This is a genomic window from Marinomonas profundimaris (assembly GCF_000508165.1).
Taxonomy (GTDB): Bacteria; Pseudomonadota; Gammaproteobacteria; order Pseudomonadales; family Marinomonadaceae; genus Marinomonas; species Marinomonas profundimaris.
On sequence record NZ_AYOZ01000007.1, the window covers coordinates 15,342 to 36,530 of the forward strand.

General features: G+C 44.1%; 19 protein-coding genes and 1 tRNA gene. 7 read left to right on the forward strand and 13 right to left on the reverse strand.

Annotation, left to right across the window (positions count from 1 at the left end):
• Positions 1-19 precede the first annotated feature (19 nt).
• The 7 genes from D104_RS24320 to D104_RS24350 form a co-directional block, all read right to left on the reverse strand.
• A complete protein-coding gene (locus D104_RS24320; RefSeq protein ID WP_024023251.1) occupies positions 20-2,764 on the reverse strand; it encodes a TonB-dependent receptor in 2,745 nt (914 codons plus the stop codon).
• A 98-nt stretch (positions 2,765-2,862) separates the two neighbouring features.
• Positions 2,863-3,855 (reverse strand): FecR domain-containing protein, encoded by a 993-nt coding sequence (locus D104_RS24325; RefSeq protein ID WP_024023252.1) that lies wholly within the window; start codon positions 3,853-3,855, stop codon positions 2,863-2,865.
• Positions 3,856-3,867: 12 nt separating this feature from the next.
• Entirely contained in the window at positions 3,868-4,380 is a 513-nt protein-coding gene (locus D104_RS24330) for a sigma-70 family RNA polymerase sigma factor (RefSeq protein ID WP_024023253.1), read from the reverse strand.
• Between the two features lie 138 nt (positions 4,381-4,518).
• Positions 4,519-5,184 (reverse strand): glutathione S-transferase family protein, encoded by a 666-nt coding sequence (locus D104_RS24335; protein WP_024023254.1) that lies wholly within the window; start codon positions 5,182-5,184, stop codon positions 4,519-4,521.
• Positions 5,185-5,441: 257 nt separating this feature from the next.
• On the reverse strand, positions 5,442-5,639 hold the full coding sequence (locus D104_RS24340) for a tautomerase family protein (RefSeq protein ID WP_024023255.1): 198 nt from the start codon (positions 5,637-5,639) through the stop codon (positions 5,442-5,444).
• 129 nt (positions 5,640-5,768) lie between these two features.
• A complete protein-coding gene (locus D104_RS24345; RefSeq protein ID WP_024023256.1) occupies positions 5,769-6,692 on the reverse strand; it encodes a LysR family transcriptional regulator in 924 nt (307 codons plus the stop codon).
• 78 nt (positions 6,693-6,770) lie between these two features.
• Positions 6,771-7,655: a LysR family transcriptional regulator gene (locus tag D104_RS24350; RefSeq protein ID WP_024023257.1), complete on the reverse strand. Its 885-nt coding sequence runs from the start codon at positions 7,653-7,655 to the stop codon at positions 6,771-6,773.
• 96 nt (positions 7,656-7,751) lie between these two features.
• Between D104_RS24350 and D104_RS24355 the strand changes: the two genes are divergently transcribed.
• The 4 genes from D104_RS24355 (at position 7,752) to D104_RS24370 (ending at position 13,125) form a co-directional block, all read left to right on the forward strand.
• The gene (locus D104_RS24355) at positions 7,752-8,378 is read left to right on the forward strand and encodes an NADPH-dependent F420 reductase (RefSeq protein WP_024023258.1); all 627 of its coding nucleotides are present in this window, start codon (positions 7,752-7,754) and stop codon (positions 8,376-8,378) included.
• A gap of 172 nt (positions 8,379-8,550) precedes the next feature.
• Positions 8,551-9,375, forward strand: a complete 825-nt coding sequence (locus tag D104_RS24360; protein ID WP_200866744.1) for an alpha/beta fold hydrolase — start codon at positions 8,551-8,553, stop codon at positions 9,373-9,375.
• Positions 9,376-9,755: 380 nt separating this feature from the next.
• Entirely contained in the window at positions 9,756-10,616 is an 861-nt protein-coding gene (locus D104_RS24365; RefSeq protein ID WP_235075900.1) for a DUF6597 domain-containing transcriptional factor, read from the forward strand.
• A 439-nt stretch (positions 10,617-11,055) separates the two neighbouring features.
• A complete protein-coding gene (locus D104_RS24370) occupies positions 11,056-13,125 on the forward strand; it encodes a TonB-dependent siderophore receptor (protein ID WP_024023260.1) in 2,070 nt (689 codons plus the stop codon).
• 191 nt (positions 13,126-13,316) lie between these two features.
• On the opposite strand, the gene D104_RS24375 is transcribed toward D104_RS24370, so the two are convergent.
• A tRNA-Arg gene (locus D104_RS24375) sits at positions 13,317-13,393 on the reverse strand.
• A gap of 95 nt (positions 13,394-13,488) precedes the next feature.
• Between D104_RS24375 and D104_RS24380 the strand changes: the two genes are divergently transcribed.
• Positions 13,489-13,953: a c-type cytochrome gene (locus D104_RS24380; RefSeq protein ID WP_235075901.1), complete on the forward strand. Its 465-nt coding sequence runs from the start codon at positions 13,489-13,491 to the stop codon at positions 13,951-13,953.
• Positions 13,954-13,969: 16 nt separating this feature from the next.
• Here D104_RS24380 and rep read toward each other — a convergent pair whose 3' ends face one another.
• The 4 genes from rep to D104_RS24400 form a co-directional block, all read right to left on the reverse strand.
• The gene (gene rep, locus D104_RS24385; RefSeq protein WP_024023263.1) at positions 13,970-16,018 is read right to left on the reverse strand and encodes a DNA helicase Rep; all 2,049 of its coding nucleotides are present in this window, start codon (positions 16,016-16,018) and stop codon (positions 13,970-13,972) included.
• 145 nt (positions 16,019-16,163) lie between these two features.
• Positions 16,164-17,093, reverse strand: coding sequence for a bile acid:sodium symporter family protein (locus D104_RS24390; RefSeq protein ID WP_024023264.1), 930 nt, complete (start codon positions 17,091-17,093; stop codon positions 16,164-16,166).
• Positions 17,094-17,305: 212 nt separating this feature from the next.
• On the reverse strand, positions 17,306-18,076 hold the full coding sequence (locus D104_RS24395) for a hypothetical protein (RefSeq protein WP_024023265.1): 771 nt from the start codon (positions 18,074-18,076) through the stop codon (positions 17,306-17,308).
• 108 nt (positions 18,077-18,184) lie between these two features.
• Positions 18,185-19,696 (reverse strand): YifB family Mg chelatase-like AAA ATPase, encoded by a 1,512-nt coding sequence (locus D104_RS24400; RefSeq protein ID WP_024023266.1) that lies wholly within the window; start codon positions 19,694-19,696, stop codon positions 18,185-18,187.
• Between the two features lie 108 nt (positions 19,697-19,804).
• On the opposite strand from D104_RS24400, the gene D104_RS24405 reads away from it, so the two are divergent.
• Positions 19,805-20,020 carry a TIGR02450 family Trp-rich protein gene (locus tag D104_RS24405; protein WP_024023267.1) on the forward strand — a complete coding sequence of 72 codons (216 nt, stop codon included), beginning with the start codon at positions 19,805-19,807 and terminating at the stop codon, positions 20,018-20,020.
• Positions 20,021-20,094: 74 nt separating this feature from the next.
• On the opposite strand, the gene D104_RS24410 is transcribed toward D104_RS24405, so the two are convergent.
• A complete protein-coding gene (locus D104_RS24410; RefSeq protein ID WP_024023268.1) occupies positions 20,095-20,328 on the reverse strand; it encodes an accessory factor UbiK family protein in 234 nt (77 codons plus the stop codon).
• Positions 20,329-20,813: 485 nt separating this feature from the next.
• Between D104_RS24410 and glnK the strand changes: the two genes are divergently transcribed.
• Positions 20,814-21,152 carry a P-II family nitrogen regulator gene (gene glnK, locus D104_RS24420; RefSeq protein WP_024023270.1) on the forward strand — a complete coding sequence of 113 codons (339 nt, stop codon included), beginning with the start codon at positions 20,814-20,816 and terminating at the stop codon, positions 21,150-21,152.
• Positions 21,153-21,189: the final 37 nt, after the last annotated feature.

Here is a 21,189-nt window from a genome sequence, read left to right on the forward strand (position 1 = left end):
AGAGAAAAAAGACATGAAATTAGAAGCGCATACCGACTTCTAGACTACCAGAACGCCCAAGGGTGTATGAGTAACTACTTGAACTGGTTGATTTATCAATATAGTCATCAAACACATTATTCACCGACAACTTGATGTAACCTTCCACCTCGGCAAATAACTCAGGTTTCCACTCCACAGACGTGTCTAATGTGATCAATTGATCAAATTTTAAGTCGTCATAGATGTCGTAGGTTCCAGTGGAGTTGGTGTAATTTTCTCCCGTGTCTTGCGCGACTTTGCCTCCTGATTGCACGTTAATGCTGTTGGCCACAATCAAACGCCAATCTGGGATTTCTGTGCGTGTTGAAAAACTAATGCTGACAGGAATATTAAAGTCGAATGAAGGCAACTGAGATTCGTAAATCACACTGCCTTTATAATAAATTTCATCTGATGAAATCGTTTCTTCATAAGACACGTCACTAATCGTATTGCGCTCGCTTTCTTGATAGCTGATAGACAGTTTGCCATAGGTATCTGTTGCGCCGACTTCAAATGGATTACGCGTTTCAAACGTTAATGTCACTGTATCAGTAGAACTACGGCCATAATTAGTATAATAATCCAGGCCATCCTCTGTTTCTGTTCGGGTGACAAGGTCACGACTTTCTCGGTTCACGAACTGCAACGTCGCGTCAACAACGCCAAAACGCTGGATCACGCCAATGTTCCATTCATCCGAATAGGGTGTATCAAGGTCATAATCGCGAAAAGACTGGTCGGAATAATTTGTTTGACGATTTAAGCTACCATCCGAATTATAACGATACATGGTGCGCCACGAACGTAATGTGCTGTTCACTTCGTATTGGAAAAAATCTCGACCGTAATAGCGGTTTGCCCCCGCTAACAATGTGGTCTGTTGATCACTAAAAACGTCCCACTGTGTGGTGATTCGAGGAGACAAGTCCACATTCCCTAACGTGGAGCTGTAATCAGCCCGCACGCCTAAATAATGCGTCCAATCGCCTTTTTTTATGGTGTCTGAAAAATACACCGCGGCTGAGTGATAGGTTTTTTCTAACTTGTTTGCGGCAATGATGTTGGTAATACGCAGGTACTCATCATCATAATCAATAACGCCATCACCGTTACTGTCCGCACACCCACTGTTGATACACCGATAGTTTTCACTGACGATATCCCCTTCAACCTCGTAGAACATTTTTTTATAGCCCAGCTCTAAGCCTGTCTGTAAAGAATGCTTGTACGACCCTACATCAAACGCATTTTGTAGCCATTCAACGGTAAACTTTGCACTGTTTTGCTGTTGATTAACGTTGCCATAACCACCGGAATACGGCCAATTTCCATTGTAGTAATCGACGTAATGGTAGGTATAAGTTGAATCATCGGAGTCTAACGTGTCTTTTGCCTCATCGTAGGTAAGCAGTGTTTTCAAGACACCCGAATCCGTCCGTAACACCGTATCAAAACCTATGCCCGCTGCCTGGTGAGACTTCACAAATGCCGAATCATAAGACGCATTGGTGACACCATCGTGGTATCGATTGGCATAAAGCATAGACACGCCAACGTCCAAATCTTGGCTGGCTTTGTAATCAAACCTGGCCATGGCATTATCGACCGTATCATCGTACTCCACGCCTTGTTTGCCATAGACAGTATTACCGATGTTTTTCACATAACTCTGATCAAAAGCTGACGTTGCCCTTGATGCGGTAAATGTCATCCCCAGCTTATCGGTAATGCCCTGAGCACCTGTTAATGTAAGGCGCTGCTTTAAATATTCTGGCGTATACTCGCCTTCGATCGAATCACCATCCGCTAGATCTTCCGCCAAATCTTCATCTGCGTGCATTTCATCCCATTCATCCTTTGAGATAGCGTACTTAACAGACAAATAATCTTCGCCATCGTACCGTTTAAGAGTGGAAGAAATGACACCGCCAAGAAAACCACCAAATTCAACCGGCACGTTAGAGTCGTAAACAGTGACAGACTCAAGTGCATCGGGATCCACATAGTAACTTTGAGAGGAACTACCAGATAGCATACTCAAATTTGTCGGAGAAATTGGATTAGAGTAAGTGTCTTCCGAGTCCCCTGGGTTCAAGTCATTATTGGCGGACATTCCGTCGATTACGTATGCATTTTGATAATGAGATTGACCGTGAATAGACACTTCATCTGGCCGCATACTTGCACTATTAGCAGACGTACTGGAAGATCGGCTGAATCGAACAGCCCCATTGCCTTTCAATAAATCCGTCAAATTGGACGTGTCGCCCGCCATACTTTCTATTTCACTCGAGCTAAGCACATTTTTACCCAGCGTCGTCGTGCTTCGGCCACTCTCCACCAACAAAGGCGACATCGTAATGCCGTCCTCCCCTTCAGTAACTGCATTGGGATCAATCAGAACAATACTATTTCCTTCGCCTGTTTTGTAAGACAACCCCGTACCAGAAAGCAGTAAATCCAAAGCCTGCGAAGTCGAATATTCACCTTGAAAACCCAGTGTACGCTTACCCGAAAGCAGCTCGCCGCTGCCACCTAAGAACACACCCGACATGGCGGCAAAGGTGTTTAATGCTTGCGATAATGCACCGGCAGGTACATCGTAATAACGAACATTTACCGAACTCGATTCGGCGTAGGCGACAGGCGTGGTGACGCCACTTGCAAAAGCAATGCTCGCCGCTAACAACGTTAAGGCGCTGCGGCGTTTTAGAAATCGCACAGAAGAGGTATGTGTCATAAAAAAATCCGTAATAATAATGCTTATTACTACTATTACCGAGCGAGGCACTCAAAAGGGGACATGGAAAGAAGAATTATTTTCATTTATCTGAAAATTTAAACGGCAGAGATGCTTGTCCACCAAGGTAGAACGCGTTTAATCTGAATAGGAAAGGCACTTTCAAGCATATCAAACACCAAATTGGCATCTTGTGCTGGGTAAGTACCAATCACGCGAAGCGAAGCAATACTGGGGTCGAGGTTTATGTAGCCATGACGATAACGACCTACTTCTGCAATGAAGTCCGATAACGCCATATCATCAACAATCAATAAACCACGTGTCCAAGATTCATGAATGGCTAACGCTGGCTGACTATGACCAATAGATTGCTCATCAAATACCACTTCTTCACCGGCGCTTACTTTCCTCTGAGCGCCAGATGAAAGCGGTGTCAATGTAACGGTCCCGTCATAAACCGCCAAAATGGCTTGCTGATTTGAAAGGTGGCGCAAGCAAAAACGAGCCTTGGCAGTCACTGACGTCATCACCGCTTGTTTGCAAGCGACACTGAATGGACGAGCGTCTATTCGATCATCGGCTTCAAACAAGGCTTCCCCTTCCACCAACGCCAGCTGGCGAACAGAGGACGAAGCGGCACGATTCAGCGCACTGTTCGTATTGAGCCAAACTTTTGTGCCATCCGCCAAAGAAAAGTGACTCATCTCGCCTACGGCGGTATGAAAATCAGCCGTCCAAGACGCCACCATCGAAGGCAGCGATGTTTGCTCCCAACCGAACCAGCCTAAAGATACCACTCCGGCGACACTCATAACGCCTTTCATCATTTGACGACGGCTGATGTCTCTTGAACCACTGGCGTCCAAAACTCGCCCTGCGGATTGCTGTAAAGAGTTGCCCTGAAAAGAGGAAAACATCGCACCAACCGATTCAACCTGCTTCCATGCTTTGCGGTGTTCTATATTTGCTTCAAGCCAAACCTGCCAAGCATCGCGCTCTGCTTTGGAAGCCGACTCGTCAGACAAAATGGCAAACCATTCAGACGCTTCTTCTAAATGAATAAAATGAGGGGATTTCAGAGATGTCATAAAGGAAACGTTCTATAGATCGGATTGAAGTAAAACACACTGTAACATGGCTTGCGCCATATAACGCTTAATCATGCGCTCAGAAACAGACAAACGCTCCGCGATTTCACGATAGGTTAAGCCATGTATTTGAGACAAAATGAGGGTGTTGGCGACTTTTTTGGGGAGTTTTGCGATCATCGCATCGAGCTCACACAGTAGCTCAATCATGGATGCAGCGTGTTCCGCAGAAGGCGCATAGTCTTCTTCTCGGAGCGCCAGAGATTCCAACCATGCTTGCTCAACTTGTCGTCTTCGCCAATGATCAATGTACAAACCTTTTGCAATCGTACTCAGGAACGCTCTCGCTTCCCCTATACACGTAAAAGAGCTTGGTTTTTTCAGTAATCGAACAAAAGTGTCTTGAGTTAAGTCCGCCGCTGACTCATCACAGCCTAATTTTTTACGAATCCATCCTGTTAACCATTGGTGATGTTCTACATACAAATCACCAACTTCCTGCGTCGCTCGCTGTTCAGGATTCATCGGATGAAAACCTCATTGCTTCACATGTGTTTAAAGTGTGATCAAAATACACTAAATGAGAATCGATATCAATAAAATCCCATAAAAATCCCCAATCACTCTACCGATCTTACGTAAAAAATCACACCAAAAGACACATTATAACGTCGTAAAGCTTCCGCCTTTTTCAATCGCTTTTTGATACGCTGGCTGTGCTTCAACTTGTTTGATAAAACGCGCAATATTAGGGAATTCAGACAAATCCATACGGGTACTGGACGCTTGTATCGGAAAACTCATTTGGATGTCTGCTGCGGTTAACTCATCACCAACAAACCAAGTATGCTCACCCAGTGTTTTTTCCATAAACAACATTTGCGGTTTAATGCGCGGCATGATGAATTTTTCCTGAACCTTATCCGTTAACATCTTTGCAATCGGTTTTGCAAAAAATGGCATCGGGTTCTTTGGCACTTTCATCATCACCAACTTCATCACCAAAAGGGGCATCAAAGACCCTTCAGCGAAATGCAACCAATAGCGGTAATCTAATAACGCTTGCCCGTCTATCGGTCTTAAACGCTTCTCTGTGTCATATCGATCCAACAAATACTCAATTATCGCTCCAGACTCCGCCACGGTTAACTCACCATCGGTAATCACAGGAGACTTGCCCAACGGGTGTATCGCTTTCAAAGATTCTGGACCTGACGCGGTCAAAGGATCGCGTTTATATTCGACAATGTCATAGTCGAGCCCAAGCTCCTCCAATAACCATAAAATACGCTGAGAGCGAGAGTTTTCTAAATGATGAACAGTAATCATATTGCCTCCTTAAATTGCCTTATAACAAGTGAACGAATGCGGTTAATTCATATACTACAAGTTATACGGTATTTGGCGAAAAAAAGATGACACTAAGAAGAGATGTTTGATCAACGTTTAACAAAGTTCGACGGCATTAATGAATGAGGAGTGAGCTTGTATGCGCATAAATAACAGCATTAAAGCTAGATACATTGTATGAAAAACACGGGGAAGGAATAGATGCTGTAAAAACAACAGCACCTATAATAGATGATCTAACCAGATTTCTTGACGGTCTCAGAAAACAGTTCACCGGAAATTGCCCAATCTTCCGTTTTCACATCATTAAAAATGACATAAACATACTGTGGATCAACACCTGCGTTTTTTGCTATTGATTCTGTAACGTCTTTAGCGATCTGAGCTTTCGCACTATCACGGCCTTCAAACATCTGAATATTTACAACTGGCATGGTAACTCCTCATTGGTCTACATTTTAGTTTTGCATCTCTGCACTTGATGAAAAACATAGTAACGTGAGGAGCATTGGCGAATAAATACGCTCTGACTCCATTCTGTGTAGCGAATTATTCAACAATCATTAAGCAAACTTACCTTCCGCTGAAATACGGACAAACTCATCAATAATAAATCTAACACCTGGCATCAAATGTCGATTGCTTGGCCAAATGAGGTTCAAGCCCGTCAACGACGGTGTAAGAGCGGGCAGAATGGGGACCAGCTCTCCCGCCACAATAAAAGGACGCAATAACGACTCAGGAAATTGTATGATGCCCGCCCCAGCAACACAGGCATCTACCATGGCATCGCCATCACTTATTTGATGATGCGGTGTGGCGTGACAGTACACATCATCGCCTGAATCTGATTTCACTAACCATGGCAGCGGGCGCCCTCCTCGCCAAGCCATCACGCAGCGGTGTGCGTTTAATTCCTCTAACGAAACAGGCAGGCCGTACTGTGCAAGATAATCAGGCGAAGCACATAATATGAGACGCTGTTCGTTCAGCTGCTTTGCAATTAGATCACCGCTGTCTTTTAAAGCGCCGAAACGAAATGCCAAATCAAACCCAGAATCTAATGGGTCGATCAGCTTATCATTAAAGGTAATCGTCAGCTTCAACTCTGGGTATTGCGCGGCCATTTTCAATAGTAGAGGCATGACAACCTGCCTTCCAAAAGCGGAAGGCACATCAATACGTACGTTGCCACTTGGTCGCTGTTGCTTGTTTTTTAAGCTAAGCTCTGCCGTTTCCAATATTGTCAACGCCGATTCACAACTTGCTAGGTACGCTTCACCTTCGGTTGTTAAGCTCAGCTTGCGAGTCGTCCGATGAAATAATTTAGTGGATAAATGCAACTCTAGCTTTGCAATACTTTTGCCTAACGCAGATTTTGAAATGCCTAATTCATCTGCCGCTGTTGTGAAACTGCCGGCTTTCGCCGCAGCGACGAAGTAAATAATGGAACGTATTGAATCGGCGACTATCGGAATATTGGTCATTTTAGAACCCTATTGACTTTTCATTGGTTGATAATAAACATTCAGTCTATGGTGTAAAACCCGTTGATATAAGCTATATCAGGACCCAAAGTGGCTCAGAGTAAAGTCAATAAAACTGCGTAGTTTGGGCGTCATTCTACGATCCGGTGCGTACAGCAAGTGCATAGGTCTTGTTGGAACAGGGTAATTCGCCAATACTTCTACTAACCTGCCTGCTTCCATCTCCTTTTCAACTAGCTCTAACGGTTGAAGCATCACGCCCAACCCAGCAATCGCGGCTTTCATTAAAGCCTCCCCGCTATCCACCATTAAGCGACCTGAGACAGGCACCGACATCGGCCCAGACTCAGTCAAAAATGTCCAATGGGTACGTAACTCAGTATGAGAGAATCCTAAACATTCATGCTCCAATAAATCTGTGGGTTCAGAAATCGTCGGATGCTCAAGAATATAGTGTGGCGCCGCGCATAAAACCAACTTATAAGGTCTCAGGGCACGCGCAATTAAACCACTATCAGACAGGTTTCCAACACGAAAAGCCACATCAAAACCTTCATCAATTAAATCGACCGTTCGGTTGGTTAAAGCCATTTCCACTTTTATATCTGGATACATTGCCATATATTCTGGCAGTAATGATGCAAGCGCATTCACACCAAAAGAAACGGGAGCGCTCACCCTCAATTTGCCAGTTGGCACCGCACGCACTTCCTGAACAAGACCACTAGCAACTTCCATTTCAGCCAAAATATTTTTTGACCTCTCATAAAAACTGATCCCAATATCCGTTAAATGCTGACTACGAGTTGTTCGATTAATCAATTTCACACCCAAACTTTGCTCAAGAAACCGAATGTGCTTACCAATCAACTGCGATGACATATTCATTGCTTCAGCAACGGCAGAGAATGACCCCAGCTCAACAGACTTAACAAAAATCTCAATACTTAATAAACGATCCATTTGAAACACCTTGTTTCAAGTAAAGCTACAAAGAAGACATTTATCCTCATACATTTCAAGTTGTACAGTATATTTTTAACTTACAACGAGAAAATAATGATGAACATTGCCATTCTTGGTACAGGAAATATGGCCGCTGGCTTCGTTGACGCTCTTGCGCCTAAATATAAAGTAACAATAGGCGCTCGAGATCCGGCGAAAGCTGCGGCACTCGCTGAAAAATCTGCCTATGACGTAGAAAGCGGGAGTATTTCGGCCGCAATAGCGGTATCGGATCTCGTGTTACTTGCACTGCCTTTCTCCGCCATCAAAGACGTGTTAAGTGCCGCTTCTAATATGGATAAAAAAACACTGATCGATATATACAACCCTGTGACAGAGGATTTCCAGCAGCTTTCTCTTGGACATACCACCTCTGCCGCAGAAGAGATTCAGACCATTGTGCCAAACGCTTATGTCGTCAAAGCATTCAATACTATTTTTGCCCCACTTCTCCCCGAAGAAGCTCATCATGACCAACATCTACAAGTTTTATTAGCGTCTGATAATGAACCGGCAAAAGCCATCATATCTGAGATTGCTTCATCGATAGGCTTTACCGCCATTGATGCTGGTCCGTTAAAGAACGCTCGGTTTTTAGAGCCAATTGGCGCGATGAACATTCAATTTGGTTTCTTCCTCGGGCAAGGCACCAACATTGCACCAATATGGAAACATTTATAATCACGATATAAACACAAGGATAAGGGCCGTTTCGGAATGCCATTCGTGCCCTTATAAATCGATACCTTTCTATTTTTCGAAACCGCCTTCTCTTTAACCAAATCACTAAAAGGCTCACAAGAAAAATCAACACTCCCAGCAGACAACTTTTTCATTTCCAAGGAATCACATCATGAAAACTCGTCAAAAAATAATTCTATTTTTTGTGGCTTCTCTTTACTCTTTTGCACCTGTCGTTGGAGCAAAACCCGCAGTAGAAGTACTGCAAAACGATTTTATTTTTCCAAATAAAATAACAGGATTACCGACCAAACTCTCAGACTTCAAAGACCTAAAAATTAATTATTTCACGACAAACGACGATGTCAAAATAGCGTACTGGGAAGCGGGTGAAGGGGAACCAATAATTTTCATTCCAGGCTGGTCTGCAAATGGCGCTGAATACATAAACGTGATGTATTTGCTGAGCAAAAAATACCATGTTTACGTTTTAGACCCGAGAAACCAAGGTCTATCCGATAGAGTGAAATTCGGTAATCGCATTAGCCGATATTCCATGGACCTAAAGCAGTTTGTCGATCACCTAAATCTATCAAAAGTAAACGTTAGTGGTTGGTCTATGGGCGCCTCAGTTTTATGGGGTTATATTGACTTGTTTGGCACACAATCTATAAAAACACTGTCATTAATTGATGAGCCTATTTCCATTTACACACACTCAAATTGGTCAGAAGAAGAACGACTCAATGCCGGTGGAATGACCACCTCTGCTGAAAAAATGATTGCCGCCTATTCAGGTACGCCAATGAGCGAAGACATTGTCGATATGAGTGTCATGGCTCGATACATCGCAAATGATTCTTTGTATTTCCAAAACTCAGAAGCCTTTGCATCCGCTACCATAAAGAACAATTTCGACTCTATGAGCCAAATACTGTTCGATCATGCGATGAATGATTGGCGTGATGAAAATAGACGTGCCTACGGCCATTTTTAGCGGTGATTACAGCCACAACATACGCAGCCAGCAATGGGCCAACTCGGTGATCCCTAATTCGGAGCTCTATATTTATACAAAGAAAGAAGAAGGTGATCATTTCTTAGCGTTCAAAAATCCCAAAAAATTCACGTCTGATTTAGATAGTTTTATAGAAAGAAATAAATGATCAAAATAGACCAATATCTGATACCTAAAAATCAGTGATGACAACCAAACACTCTAATACCCAAAAACCATGCCGAGAATAAGTTTCATACTCTGGCTTATCTCGATATGGATTTTGGACTTCCCAAGCGTTACTAAACAACCATTAACGCTAGAACCTAACTTGATTCAAGGTAGAACATCCTTTTGTAATCGTTATAATGTCTGCTTCAATGACAAACGGTTATTTGCTCAGTATTACGGTAATAACAATTTCGCTCGCTTTTGACGCTCTGCATTACATCCTGCACAACCAACATTCACCTGACTATTGTGATTACGCGATGAAAGACACCATTCAACTTACTTCGTCAGCACCGAGTGAAGAGCTATCCCACTTCGTTGAAAGCTTTTGGATGATTGAAAATCCGAGCGATGAAGACGAAGAACTGTCGACTTTCCCGGATGGTGGTATTGATCTGTATTTTTTTCATAGCGCTGAATACCCTCTTCACATTTCACTTGTTGGGCTCGAAACAGACGCGAAAGTCGGTACGATGCCCAGCCATTCAAGATTGCTTGGCGTTCGATTAAAAATATTAGCCTCTGAATATTTATTAGGCATGCCCGTCGCAGATATTCTCAATGATCGCATCACACTAGATAATGGTTTTGCTGGCATTCACCTAGATGATCTACAGTGCTTCGATACATTTCATGAAAAGCTAAGCCTTTATTTTTCTTCACAATTAATCACACCGATCGACCCCAGAAAAAAAATAATGTCCGAACTTATTTATCGCACGAATGGCGCGATTACGGTGACCGAAATAGCAAAATCAGCCAATTGGAGCAGTCGCCAAATCAATCGTTATTTCACTAAATGGCTTGGCCTACCCTTAAAAAGTTACTGCGACATTTTGCGTTTTCGTAACAGTTTCGACACGCTAAAAATGGGCGAACTCTTCCCTGAAGAAGGTTTTAACGATCAATCCCACTACATCAAGCTGATTAAAAAATACTCTCGCCTGACACCCAAACAATTGGCTCAAGACGAAAACGACCGATTTGTACAATTATATTCAGACGATTAGTCCTATCATCCCCTCCGCTTAATATCTAATTACGAGAGCCCTTTTCATCAAAAGCCACGGCGCACTGTACTTTCTAGGCCTCGCTTCGGTTAAACAAAACCTTATTTTGAACAACTGTGAATCTCGTACTTTTATCATATCTAACTTGTTCAGCATAAAACCAAATTACACATGGTTATCATTATTACTTTTATCTCGATCATTTTTATGAAGGTTGGTCGTCAGCATCAATCGTGCGGTATTGGCCATGACATAAGAGAGAGATCCACTGTCAATATTGAGCCTTAAATCGCTGAACGGGTTGCCCAATATCCCAAACTAAAAAGCAAAGATGCATTTGGAATGAGGGCAACTAAGAATCCAAAATATGAATTGATAATCATTAATGCCTAGATCTTTACTTAGATTAATTGGAAAATAGAAGACGGAGAAGAATACGATGTTAAAACCCAAACAAAGCCAATGCGCAGCCGCGACTCTCTTCTGCTACTCAATCATGGCACCCTCAATTGGACACGCTGAAAACGAGGAAGAAACCTTTCGACTTTCACCTATTATTGTTAATGATCAAGTACTAGCCGACGATGATACAGAGTCTGTTGTTGCTAAAGAACTGTGGGTTGGCGGAAAAGTCGCCACCAGTATTCTGGACACACCGGCTTCTGTATCCGTCATCACAGAAAAGGAAATCCAACAGCGCAACGCCAGCACCACAGAAGAAGTGCTTGAATACACACCAGGCACGGTGACGGGTTACTACAGTACCGATGACCGAAATGACTACTTCCAAATCCGTGGTTTTGACGCCACCACTTACCGAGATGGACTAACACTTGGATCATTACGAGGTGTGCGTGAAGACGCTTATGCCTTTGAACGAGTCGAAGTCATTCGCGGTGCAAACTCTACCTTGTTTGGCCCTGCTGACCCAGGTGGGTCCATCAACTTTGTTAGTAAACAACCCAAATTTGATGAGTTCGGAAATGCCTACATTTCCTATGGTTCCAATGATCATAAAGAAGTCGGAATCGATGTAGGCAACACATTAAATGAAGACGAAACACTGGCGTATCGATTAACTGGAAAAGTAAAAGACAGCGATAGAGAATACGATTATTCAAAAGACGATTCTCAATTCATTATGGGCGGCCTTTCTTGGGAGCCAAATAACGACACTAAAGCCAACTTGATCGTGGACTACTTAAACACGGACTCCACACCGAACAGTGGCGGCTACCCTTTTGATAAAGAATACGACCGCAGTACATTCTTTGGTGAACCAGACTTTAACTATCATGATGTCGAGCGAACCAACATCAGCGCTCAAATTAGCCATGACCTAGACAATGGTTTCAAAGTGCGGTCCAGCCTGAGATACAGTGACTTAACAGACAATTATGGTTATACCTATATTTCTGATAGCGCAACGAGAACTGGCAGCACGGTAAGCCGAGGCTACCTTGCATCAGCAAAAGACGCCCAACAATTCAATGGCAACCTCATTGGGCAATATGATATTAGCGTCGACCGTCTAGATAGTAGTTCCGTATTTGGCATCGAATATCAGGACTCATCCTCGACTAGCCTCAGTAGTTACGGCTCAGCAACCAGTATTGATGTAGAAAATATCATCTATACCGGTGCTCCAAGTAGCATGATTATTTACGAAAATAAAAAAACAGATTACGCAACGAAAGCGGTCTTTTTACAACAAAATTTCTCGCTCGATGATAAATACATTCTAACGCTCGGCGCCCGTCATGATGACATCAAACTCTCTGAGTCTGATTATCTCAACAACACTGAGAGCAAAAACAATTTTTCTGAAAACACCTTCCGCTCCGCATTCACTTATAAATTTAACGAAGAAGTCTCAGCTTATATTAGCCAAGTGGAATCCATTTCCCCACCTACCGCTGGAACAGAAATTGTACGCGGAGAACAACTTGAAATCGGTGCGAAGTACTCGCCAAACGATATGAATGCGCTTTTTTCCATTGCGGTCTATGATCTGGTTAAAAACAACGTCGACATCGCCGTGGCACAAAACGACGGAACCATTGATCGTGAAATCATCGGAGAAAACCGTGTTAAAGGCGTGGATTTAGAAGTGAAAGCCGAATTAACTGACAGTTTAAGCATCACCGGTGGTTACTCGTACATGGATTCAAAAGTGGTAGAAGATGACAGCTATGAAGGAAATCAGATAAACATAGCCCCAAATCATACCGCTTCGTTATGGAGCCATTACATTCTGCCTAGACAAGATGTAACCGTTGGTTTTGGTGCTCGCTATATCGGCACTTATTATTTCGATGCCGCCAACACCAAGAAAAGTAACGCTGCGGTTATCTTTGATGCCTCTTTGTCTTACGAAATAACAAAAGACACAAACCTATCTGCGAAAGTAAGCAATTTGCTGGATAAACAACACATTGTTGGATCAGGCACAGCGGATTACTACAACCCAGGGCGAAACATTACCGTCACGTTAAACCACAGCTGGTAATCCATGCCTTTATGCCGATAAATTAAGCCTAAAGAATTCCTCCTTTTTTGAGCCAAAATGCACGTCATTCTGGCTCTTTTTTTTGGGCTTATTAAAGAGAAACTACCGTGTGTTTTTTTGAAAAAATCCAGAAAAAATGACTTTTTCATTGCAAATGAAGAGTGTTTTTTTGATAAGAAGATATAAAAAAATGGTACGCCCGAGAGGATTTGAACCTCCGACCTTCGCCTCCGGAGGGCGACGCTCTATCCAGCTGAGCTACGGGCGCATTGTCTTTGTGTGGCACTAATTTTGTTGCTGGGTGCAAACAAGGCCATCACAAATTTGTGATGCGTATTCTAAAGGAAATCACTCAGGATTCCAGTGCTTAATCACACTAAGCATAAGATAAACGCTGTTTTTCTATCCATCACTGGCATTTACCTTACGAATAAAGTCGAGGATAATTCCGTTCAGCTTTTTCCGATTCCCTTTTCATTGAGAACCTCTGTGCTGATGCCATTCAAATCCGTTCTGTTCGTGCGTCTTGTTGGTGTTGTTTCCGCTGTCGTTTTATTTAGCATAAGCAGTGCCGCAAACGCTGAACGCTCTGGTGAGCAAACCTTCAACACGTATTGCATTGCGTGCCATATGAGCGGAGTTGCCGGGGCGCCGCGATTTGGTAACCATGAAGATTGGCAACCGCGAATCGACAAAGGCTTAGATACGCTACTAAAAGATGCCATCAGCGGCTTTAGAGCCATGCCGCCAAAAGGTTTATGCTTTGATTGCAGTGATGATGAGCTGAAACACGCTATTGAATACATGATAGACAACAGCCAACAATAGACTTTGAAGCGATACGTTAGCCATTTAACATGGCTTTTAATGCCGATAAAGAAGCCTGTCCACGTTCTTTTTTCGCACTTTCTCCTTCATCGCCACGCCCTTCCCAAACCAAGTCTTCTTCCGGTAATTCGTCTAAAAATCGGCTCGGTAAGCAGTCAATTTCTTCGCCGTATTGTCGACGTTTTGCGGCCATGGTGATGCATAAAGTTTTTTTCGCCCGCGTGATACCAACGTATGCCAAACGGCGCTCTTCTTCTATGTCGTCGTTTTCGATGCTGTTTCTATGGGGCAACAATTCTTCTTCGCAGCCAATCAAGAAAACGTGTGGATACTCTAGTCCTTTGGACGCATGAAGCGTCAAGAGTTGAACCTTGTCTTCGTCTTCCTCTTCTTCTTGGCGCTCTAGCATGTCGATCAGTAATAGTTTGCTAATCGCCTGATCCAAGCCTGCGGTTTCGTCTTCTTCCCATGCGGATTCCATCATCCGCTGAATAGAATCCAGTAAGAAGCGTACGTTCTCGATACGACGATCGCCGGCTTTGTTGGAAGACGTTTGCTCCTGAATCCAACCGTAATAATCCATGTCGTGGATCATTTGTTCGATCACAGGCACGGGCGATGCACCTTCTAAGCGCTGGCGCAAGGTCGACATCCAGCGTTCAAAGTCTTGCAAACTTTTCAACGAACGACCGGTGATGGTGTCTTCCAATTCTTTGTAACCAGAGGCTTCAAACAAACTCACATTGCGTTCTGTCGCTAGGTTACCCACTTTTTCTAAGGTCGCTGGGCCAATCTCTCGACGCGGTAAATTCACGATGCGCAAGAACGCATTGTCGTCTGATGGATTGACCAAAAGCCGTAAGTAACTCATTAAGTCTTTGATCTCCGCGCGCGAGAAAAAAGACGTACCGCCGTTCATTTTGTAGGGAATTCGGTACGCTTGCAGTTTGATCTCCAGCAACCGAGCTTGATGATTGCCTCGATACAAAATCGCAAAATCTCGATAGGGTATTTCGTGACGCAAATGGCGAGATTGAATTTCAGCAGCAACTCGCTCGGATTCCGCGTCTTCATTGCGCGTCACCATAATACGGATCGGGTCGCCTTCCTCGTGATCACTCCATAAGGCTTTATCGTATATGTGCGGGTTATTGGCGATGAGCGTATTCGCGGCTTTCAAAATGATTTTCGTCGAGCGGTAATTTTGCTCCAACTTGACAAGTTTTAAGTTCGGATAATCGACCGACAGCCTTTCGAGGTTTTCAGGGCGTGCACCACGCCACGCGTAAATGGATTGGTCATCGTCGCCCACCAAGGTAAAACAGCGTCGAAAACCCGCTAGCAAGCGAATCAATTCATACTGGCTGCCGTTGGTGTCTTGGCACTCGTCCACCAGCAAATAACGGACTTTTTTCTGCCAGCGTTCACGCAATTCTTCGTCGGCCATCAACAAGCTAACGGGCAATAAAATTAAGTCATCAAAATCCACCGCATTGTAGGCGCGCAAATAGCGCTGATACTGCGCATACACTTGTGCCGCCAACAGATATTCTTCCGTGTCTGCATTGGTCATCGCTTCTTGCGGTGTGGTGAGGTCGTTTTTCCAGTTGGATACGGTATTCTGACAGTACGCGGCAGAGTCCGTTTGCCCATTAAATTCTTTGTCCAGAATTTCTTTGATCAGGCTGAGCGAATCCTGAGAATCAAATAAGGTGAAGCCTTCTTTCAAGCCTGCGCGACGGTATTCTTTGCGCAGGATTCTTAACCCCAAATTATGGAAAGTAGAAATACTCAAACCGCGGCTTTCTTGTTTAGAAAGCATGCTCACTACGCGCTCTTTCATCTCGCGAGCGGCTTTATTGGTGAAGGTTACCGCGATGATGCTACTCGCTTTAAACCCACAGGTTTGGATCAAATACGCGATTTTCGTTGTGATTACACTGGTTTTTCCTGAACCTGCACCGGCCAATACCAACAAGGGCCCATCGATTTTTTTAACGGCATCGAGTTGGCGTTCGTTCAAATTTCTCAAACGTTGGGAGATGGATGGAAGGGACTCACTCATGGAAAAACTCTGGCTTACGCGACGGTTAAAAATCAGCGCTAAGTGTACCCGACATTGCATCGACTCGCACTGTCATAACCGGTCTAACAGACACAAAAAAGGGACACCAGAATGGCGCCCCTTTTATTATCGCGCGCGTAAACGTTTATTTAGACGTGTCTTCGCTGTTATTTTCCAAAACAGGTCGACGACTCCAATAGCTCGCCAACAATGAACCCGAAATATTATGCCAAACGCTGAAAATAGTGCCTGGCAATGCTGCCATCGGAGTGAAAAACTTCACCGCTAGTGCAGCCGCTAAACCGGAGTTTTGCAAACCTACTTCGAACGCAATCGTACGACATACGCGTGCATCAAAGCCAAGTAAGTACGTTACCCAGTAACCCAAAGTCAAACCAATCGCGTTATGAATAATAACGGCTGCTGCAACAACAAGCCCTACTTGAACAATCTTAGACGCGCTCAATGCCACAACAATGGCAATGATCAAAACAATGGCAAACATCGAAATGTAAGGAAAAACCGGCTCGGCTTTGCGGACAAATGTTGAGAAGAAAGTATTAATCAAAACGCCCGCCGCAACAGGAAGAAGAACGATTTTCAACAGACTCATTAACATGCCAGCCACAGGCACATCCACGCTTTGACCTATCATCAAAGACACAAGGAAAGGCGTCAAAATCACACCGATCAAGGTCGAAATAGCGGTCATAGAAATAGACAGCGCCGTATCGCCTTTTGCCAAATAACACATCACATTCGATGACGTACCGCCCGCTACACTGCCCACGAGCAACATACCAACGGTCAATTCCGTATCAAAACCAAATGCAAAGGCCACGCCAAACGCCGCAATCGGCATCACTAGAAACTGCAATACCACACCAACACCAACGGCTTTGCCGTTTTTCAACACTTGTTTGAAATCGGCTGGACTGAGTGTCAATCCCATTGCCAACATAATAACTGTAAGCAATGGCACGATTTGAGTTTTTAAACCAACAAATAAATCCGGTTGGAAAAAGGCAAGTACTGAAAGCAATAATGCCCAAAGAGGAAACAGCTGAATAACCATAGGGATAACTCCATTTATGCCATTCACTTTTGTCATAGGAAAACCTGAAAAAGCGAATAGACGACCACAATTCATTATTATTTGGACCTTTAATTGCTCTTACCGAACACAACGATGCCACAAACAACAGTTGGGAAGATAAGCAATAAAGGGGGGAAGATTGTAACGAAATGAAAAGCGTTAAAACAGAGTTTATATTTGCGTTCAAAAGATCAGAAAGACACCATCAAGGCGAGGCCCCATTCATTGGAAGAATGACTGCCTGTAGAGCTAGGGAGACTGGCGCTATTATTTCCTGATGAGTGCCAATATTTATAGAAAGGTTCAATCACAATGGCACCGCCACTGGCGTTTAGAAAGTGTCTAAAGTCCAAAGAAAAATGATAGCCATAGCCCTTTTTCCCCTGCACTTTTACGTTTTTATAAGAATTTGATGCATCCAAACGCGTTTCATTGTCGGCTATCAGTAAACTGTCATATTCAAATCGACCACCAACCACCCACGTTTTTTCACCTGCTAATTCTTGGATTTCGATGCCGATTGGGTTGTAAATATAGGTTTGCTGGCTTTTATAACCCGCCACGGAAGAAGACGACACCTTCCCTCTCGAATCTGCCGTGGAGCGACGAAAGCCGAGCCCTAAATAAGGCGTAATACGATAAGCATCATTTAAAAAAAGAGCACGGCCAATCATGCCTCTTATGTCATACACTTCATTACTGACGTTTTTTATCTTTCCTGCGCTTTCAGTTACGAGTTTGCTGTGTGCATAAGAAAGATCAATTAACATGACAGAAAAGGGGTAATAAGCAGAATAGCGCGCATTAAACCCGGATATTGATCCTGTTTGAGAGATACCACCTGATTCGGTGTAATCCATCGAAGAAAGATAGGGACCTAATTCCAAATCAAACAAACGAGGCGCTGCCGAGGCGGCAGTGCCAAACAGAAAAAGAAAAAATGCAAACAGCAGCTTAATCATAAATGACGTCTCTATTACTCTTAATGCGTATTTTTATCATAGATAGCACACACGACCTATTTCTTCGCGAAACAACGCATGCTTCGCCATTACGTCTCGAATCCTCTTCTAAGATGACACGGCCATCGACAATGTTTTTTCCATTTTACGATAGCTTAAGGATTCCATTAGATGCGCTCTCGTCACGTCCGTGTTACTTAAGTCCGCCAAGGTCAGTGCAACCTTTAAGACGCGATGATAAGCCCGAGCAGACAACTTCAATGTTTCTAACGCCTGCTGCATAAACTGTTTATCGTCATCGCTTAACGCACAAATACTTTCGAGCTGACGACCACTTAACAACGCATTTTGCACACCTTGCCGCGCTCTTTGTCGTGCGACAGCCCGCTCTACTCGTTCGCGAACACTGGCGCTGCATTCACCTTCTTCTTGCGCGTTCACTAAAACATTAGACGGCAAAGGCGGCACTTCTACGTGCAAATCGATCCGATCTAAAAAAGGCGCCGAGAGTTTTTTTAAGTACTTTTGGCTGGCGCTGGACTGATAGTAATCTTGTCCACCGGTATACGCTTCGTTGCTGGCGTTCATCGCGGCGACCAGTTGGAACCTCGCAGGGAAAGACATTTGCCCTCGCGCCCGTGAAATATGCACTTCACCGTTTTCTAATGGCTCTCGTAACACTTCTAATACTTTCCGATCAAATTCTGGCAACTCATCAAGGAACAACACACCGCAATGAGCCAAAGACGCCTCACCCGGTTTAGGAATAGAACCGCCTCCGACCAGAGCCGCCGCTGAACAAGAATGATGTGGCGAACGAAACGGTCGTTCAGACCAATGCCAATCCAGCCCCATTTTTCGCCCTGCGACCGATTGCACCGACGCAACGGCAAGCGCTTCGGCTTCGGTCATGGCTGGCATGATGCTGGGTAAACGCGACGCCAACATGGTTTTTCCTGTGCCAGCAGGCCCAATAAACAAGAGATTATGCCCGCCCGCCGCCGCGACCTCTAAAGCACGTCTGGCTTGATATTGACCTTTTACATCGCGCATGTCTTTGTGATCCAGAGGCAACGGTTCACTTGGTTTAGAAACACAAGCGGGCAACTGACTTAACTTTAGTAGATGGGCGGTGACTTGGGTAAGGTGTTTTGCAAATACGGCATCACTTTCGACCAAGGCGGCTTCTTGCTGATTGTCTTCTGGAAGGATGAGCTGTCGATTCGCATGATGACAAGCAATCGCTGAGGGCAATAAACCAGGAACGCCGCGAATGTCGCCTGATAAGGCAAGCTCGCCAATAAACTCGGTATCACGCAGATTCACTTCGCCTAATTGCCCAGATGCCGCCAGCACACTGATTGCGATGGCTAGATCATAACGACCGCCTTCTTTGGGCAAATCCGCAGGCGCGAGATTGATGGTGACACGTCGGGTGGGAAATTCGAAATGGCTGTTAATAATCGCACTACGAACGCGGTCTTTTGCTTCACGCACAGCGGCTTCAGGAAGGCCGACTATATTTAACGACGGCAAGCCATTGGAAATGTGTGTTTCAACGGTAACTAAAGGCGATGCCACGCCCACTCGGGCACGGCTGTATATGGTTGCTAAACTCATGATCACTCCTTGATCTGATGATTTTTAGAGTAAAAAGCAATCCGGCTTTTCACTTTTTTCGTATCTGTCTTTAATTCATGTTTAATAAGAGAAGGCGACACAATCCCAATGCATCAAATAAACCCGAAGAAGTTGCACTTATCCAAATGGACATCCACATCACCGCAGAAAAAAGAAAAGCATTTTCTCGTTACTAAGCTTATTCGTGACGAAGAAGGCACAGTGATCGAGTGCATCCTTGAAGCCGTGATCAACAAAAACCAATATCACATGCCGTGGCAGGCGTTGCAATCATCGGACAACTGGCAGCAAGGCTGGAAATAAAATCGACGCATTCCCCGCTTTTCAAAGGCGCTCATCCACACTTATGAGCGTTTTCTTTTCGCCTCTTTTCCGCTTTACTTTTCGAGCTCATTTAATCGGGCTTCTAATAACGCCAACTTTTCACGGTATTTCGCGAGCATGGCTTCTTGCACTTCAAACTCTTCTCGCGTGACTAGGTCCATTTTACTTAACGTATTGCGCGCGACTTCATGCAGTTGCGCCTGAATTTCTTCTTTCGGGAGCTTACCCAATGTCTCTGCGGCGTGCTCTAATCCGGTCCCTAATTGCTTTATAAATTGGTCTATCATCTTGCTCTCATGCTTTGTATTGACAATGTTGTCTAGTATAGATGCCTAAGGAAGGTGCAAACAAGTCGTCGATCAAACACCGATCTGCATTTTTCTTGCGTATAAAGCCCTATGCCTTCGCCTCTTTTATGTGCATAAAACACAAAAACACTCTCTTTTTAAATGCCATTTTTCTTAATAACGCACGATTACCACCTTTTAGGTGCGTTTTATTTCTGATCAGAAGCAATAAGATAGGGAGCCCACCGGTAAATACCTCGTTCTTAGACCCTTCAATTGCACCAAGTTGACGCAACACGCCATAAAGACACCCCAATATGCTGCACTAAATAAAGACAGCGGTGACGCTTTTTAAATTCTAAAAACAGACAAAATCCTTACAAAGCCTATGTAACAAGCACTTTCCAATATGTGGCACGTATATTGAATAAAGCTAACTACCTGCGATACGACAATAAAACTGACTTTTAAAGGAGACAGTGGGTATGAAGCTTATAACTGCCATCATCAAGCCATTTAAACTCGATGATGTTCGAGAAGCACTTTCTGAAATTGGTGTTCAAGGTATCACCGTAACAGAAGTGAAAGGTTTCGGACGTCAAAAAGGCCACACGGAATTATACCGCGGCGCTGAATACGTAGTGGATTTTTTACCTAAGGTAAAAATCGAACTTGCTATTGCAGACGACATGACAGACCAAGTTGTTGAAGCCATTACTGGCGCAGCGAACACTGGCAAAATTGGCGACGGTAAAATCTTTATCGTTAACCTAGAACAAGCGGTTCGTATTCGTACCGGAGAGACTGGGGTTGAAGCGGTTTAATTACGGCTCAAATCTTACAAGCCTTTAGGGGGGCGAA

Excerpts from the sequence above, each read along its gene's own strand:
- D104_RS24320 (WP_024023251.1), bottom strand. The coding sequence starts at position 2,764 with ATGACACATACCTCTTCTGTGCGATTTCTAAAACGCCGCAGCGCCTTA.
- D104_RS24325 (WP_024023252.1), bottom strand. The coding sequence starts at position 3,855 with ATGACATCTCTGAAATCCCCTCATTTTATTCATTTAGAAGAAGCGTCT.
- D104_RS24330 (WP_024023253.1), bottom strand. The coding sequence starts at position 4,380 with ATGAATCCTGAACAGCGAGCGACGCAGGAAGTTGGTGATTTGTATGTA.
- D104_RS24335 (WP_024023254.1), bottom strand. The coding sequence starts at position 5,184 with ATGATTACTGTTCATCATTTAGAAAACTCTCGCTCTCAGCGTATTTTA.
- D104_RS24340 (WP_024023255.1), bottom strand. The coding sequence starts at position 5,639 with ATGCCAGTTGTAAATATTCAGATGTTTGAAGGCCGTGATAGTGCGAAA.
- D104_RS24345 (WP_024023256.1), bottom strand. The coding sequence starts at position 6,692 with ATGACCAATATTCCGATAGTCGCCGATTCAATACGTTCCATTATTTAC.
- D104_RS24350 (WP_024023257.1), bottom strand. The coding sequence starts at position 7,655 with ATGGATCGTTTATTAAGTATTGAGATTTTTGTTAAGTCTGTTGAGCTG.
- D104_RS24355 (WP_024023258.1), top strand. The coding sequence starts at position 7,752 with ATGATGAACATTGCCATTCTTGGTACAGGAAATATGGCCGCTGGCTTC.
- D104_RS24360 (WP_200866744.1), top strand. The coding sequence starts at position 8,551 with ATGAAAACTCGTCAAAAAATAATTCTATTTTTTGTGGCTTCTCTTTAC.
- D104_RS24365 (WP_235075900.1), top strand. The coding sequence starts at position 9,756 with ATGACAAACGGTTATTTGCTCAGTATTACGGTAATAACAATTTCGCTC.
- D104_RS24370 (WP_024023260.1), top strand. The coding sequence starts at position 11,056 with ATGTTAAAACCCAAACAAAGCCAATGCGCAGCCGCGACTCTCTTCTGC.
- rep (WP_024023263.1), bottom strand. The coding sequence starts at position 16,018 with ATGAGTGAGTCCCTTCCATCCATCTCCCAACGTTTGAGAAATTTGAAC.
- D104_RS24390 (WP_024023264.1), bottom strand. The coding sequence starts at position 17,093 with ATGGTTATTCAGCTGTTTCCTCTTTGGGCATTATTGCTTTCAGTACTT.
- D104_RS24395 (WP_024023265.1), bottom strand. The coding sequence starts at position 18,076 with ATGATTAAGCTGCTGTTTGCATTTTTTCTTTTTCTGTTTGGCACTGCC.
- D104_RS24400 (WP_024023266.1), bottom strand. The coding sequence starts at position 19,696 with ATGAGTTTAGCAACCATATACAGCCGTGCCCGAGTGGGCGTGGCATCG.
- D104_RS24405 (WP_024023267.1), top strand. The coding sequence starts at position 19,805 with ATGCATCAAATAAACCCGAAGAAGTTGCACTTATCCAAATGGACATCC.
- D104_RS24410 (WP_024023268.1), bottom strand. The coding sequence starts at position 20,328 with ATGATAGACCAATTTATAAAGCAATTAGGGACCGGATTAGAGCACGCC.
- glnK (WP_024023270.1), top strand. The coding sequence starts at position 20,814 with ATGAAGCTTATAACTGCCATCATCAAGCCATTTAAACTCGATGATGTT.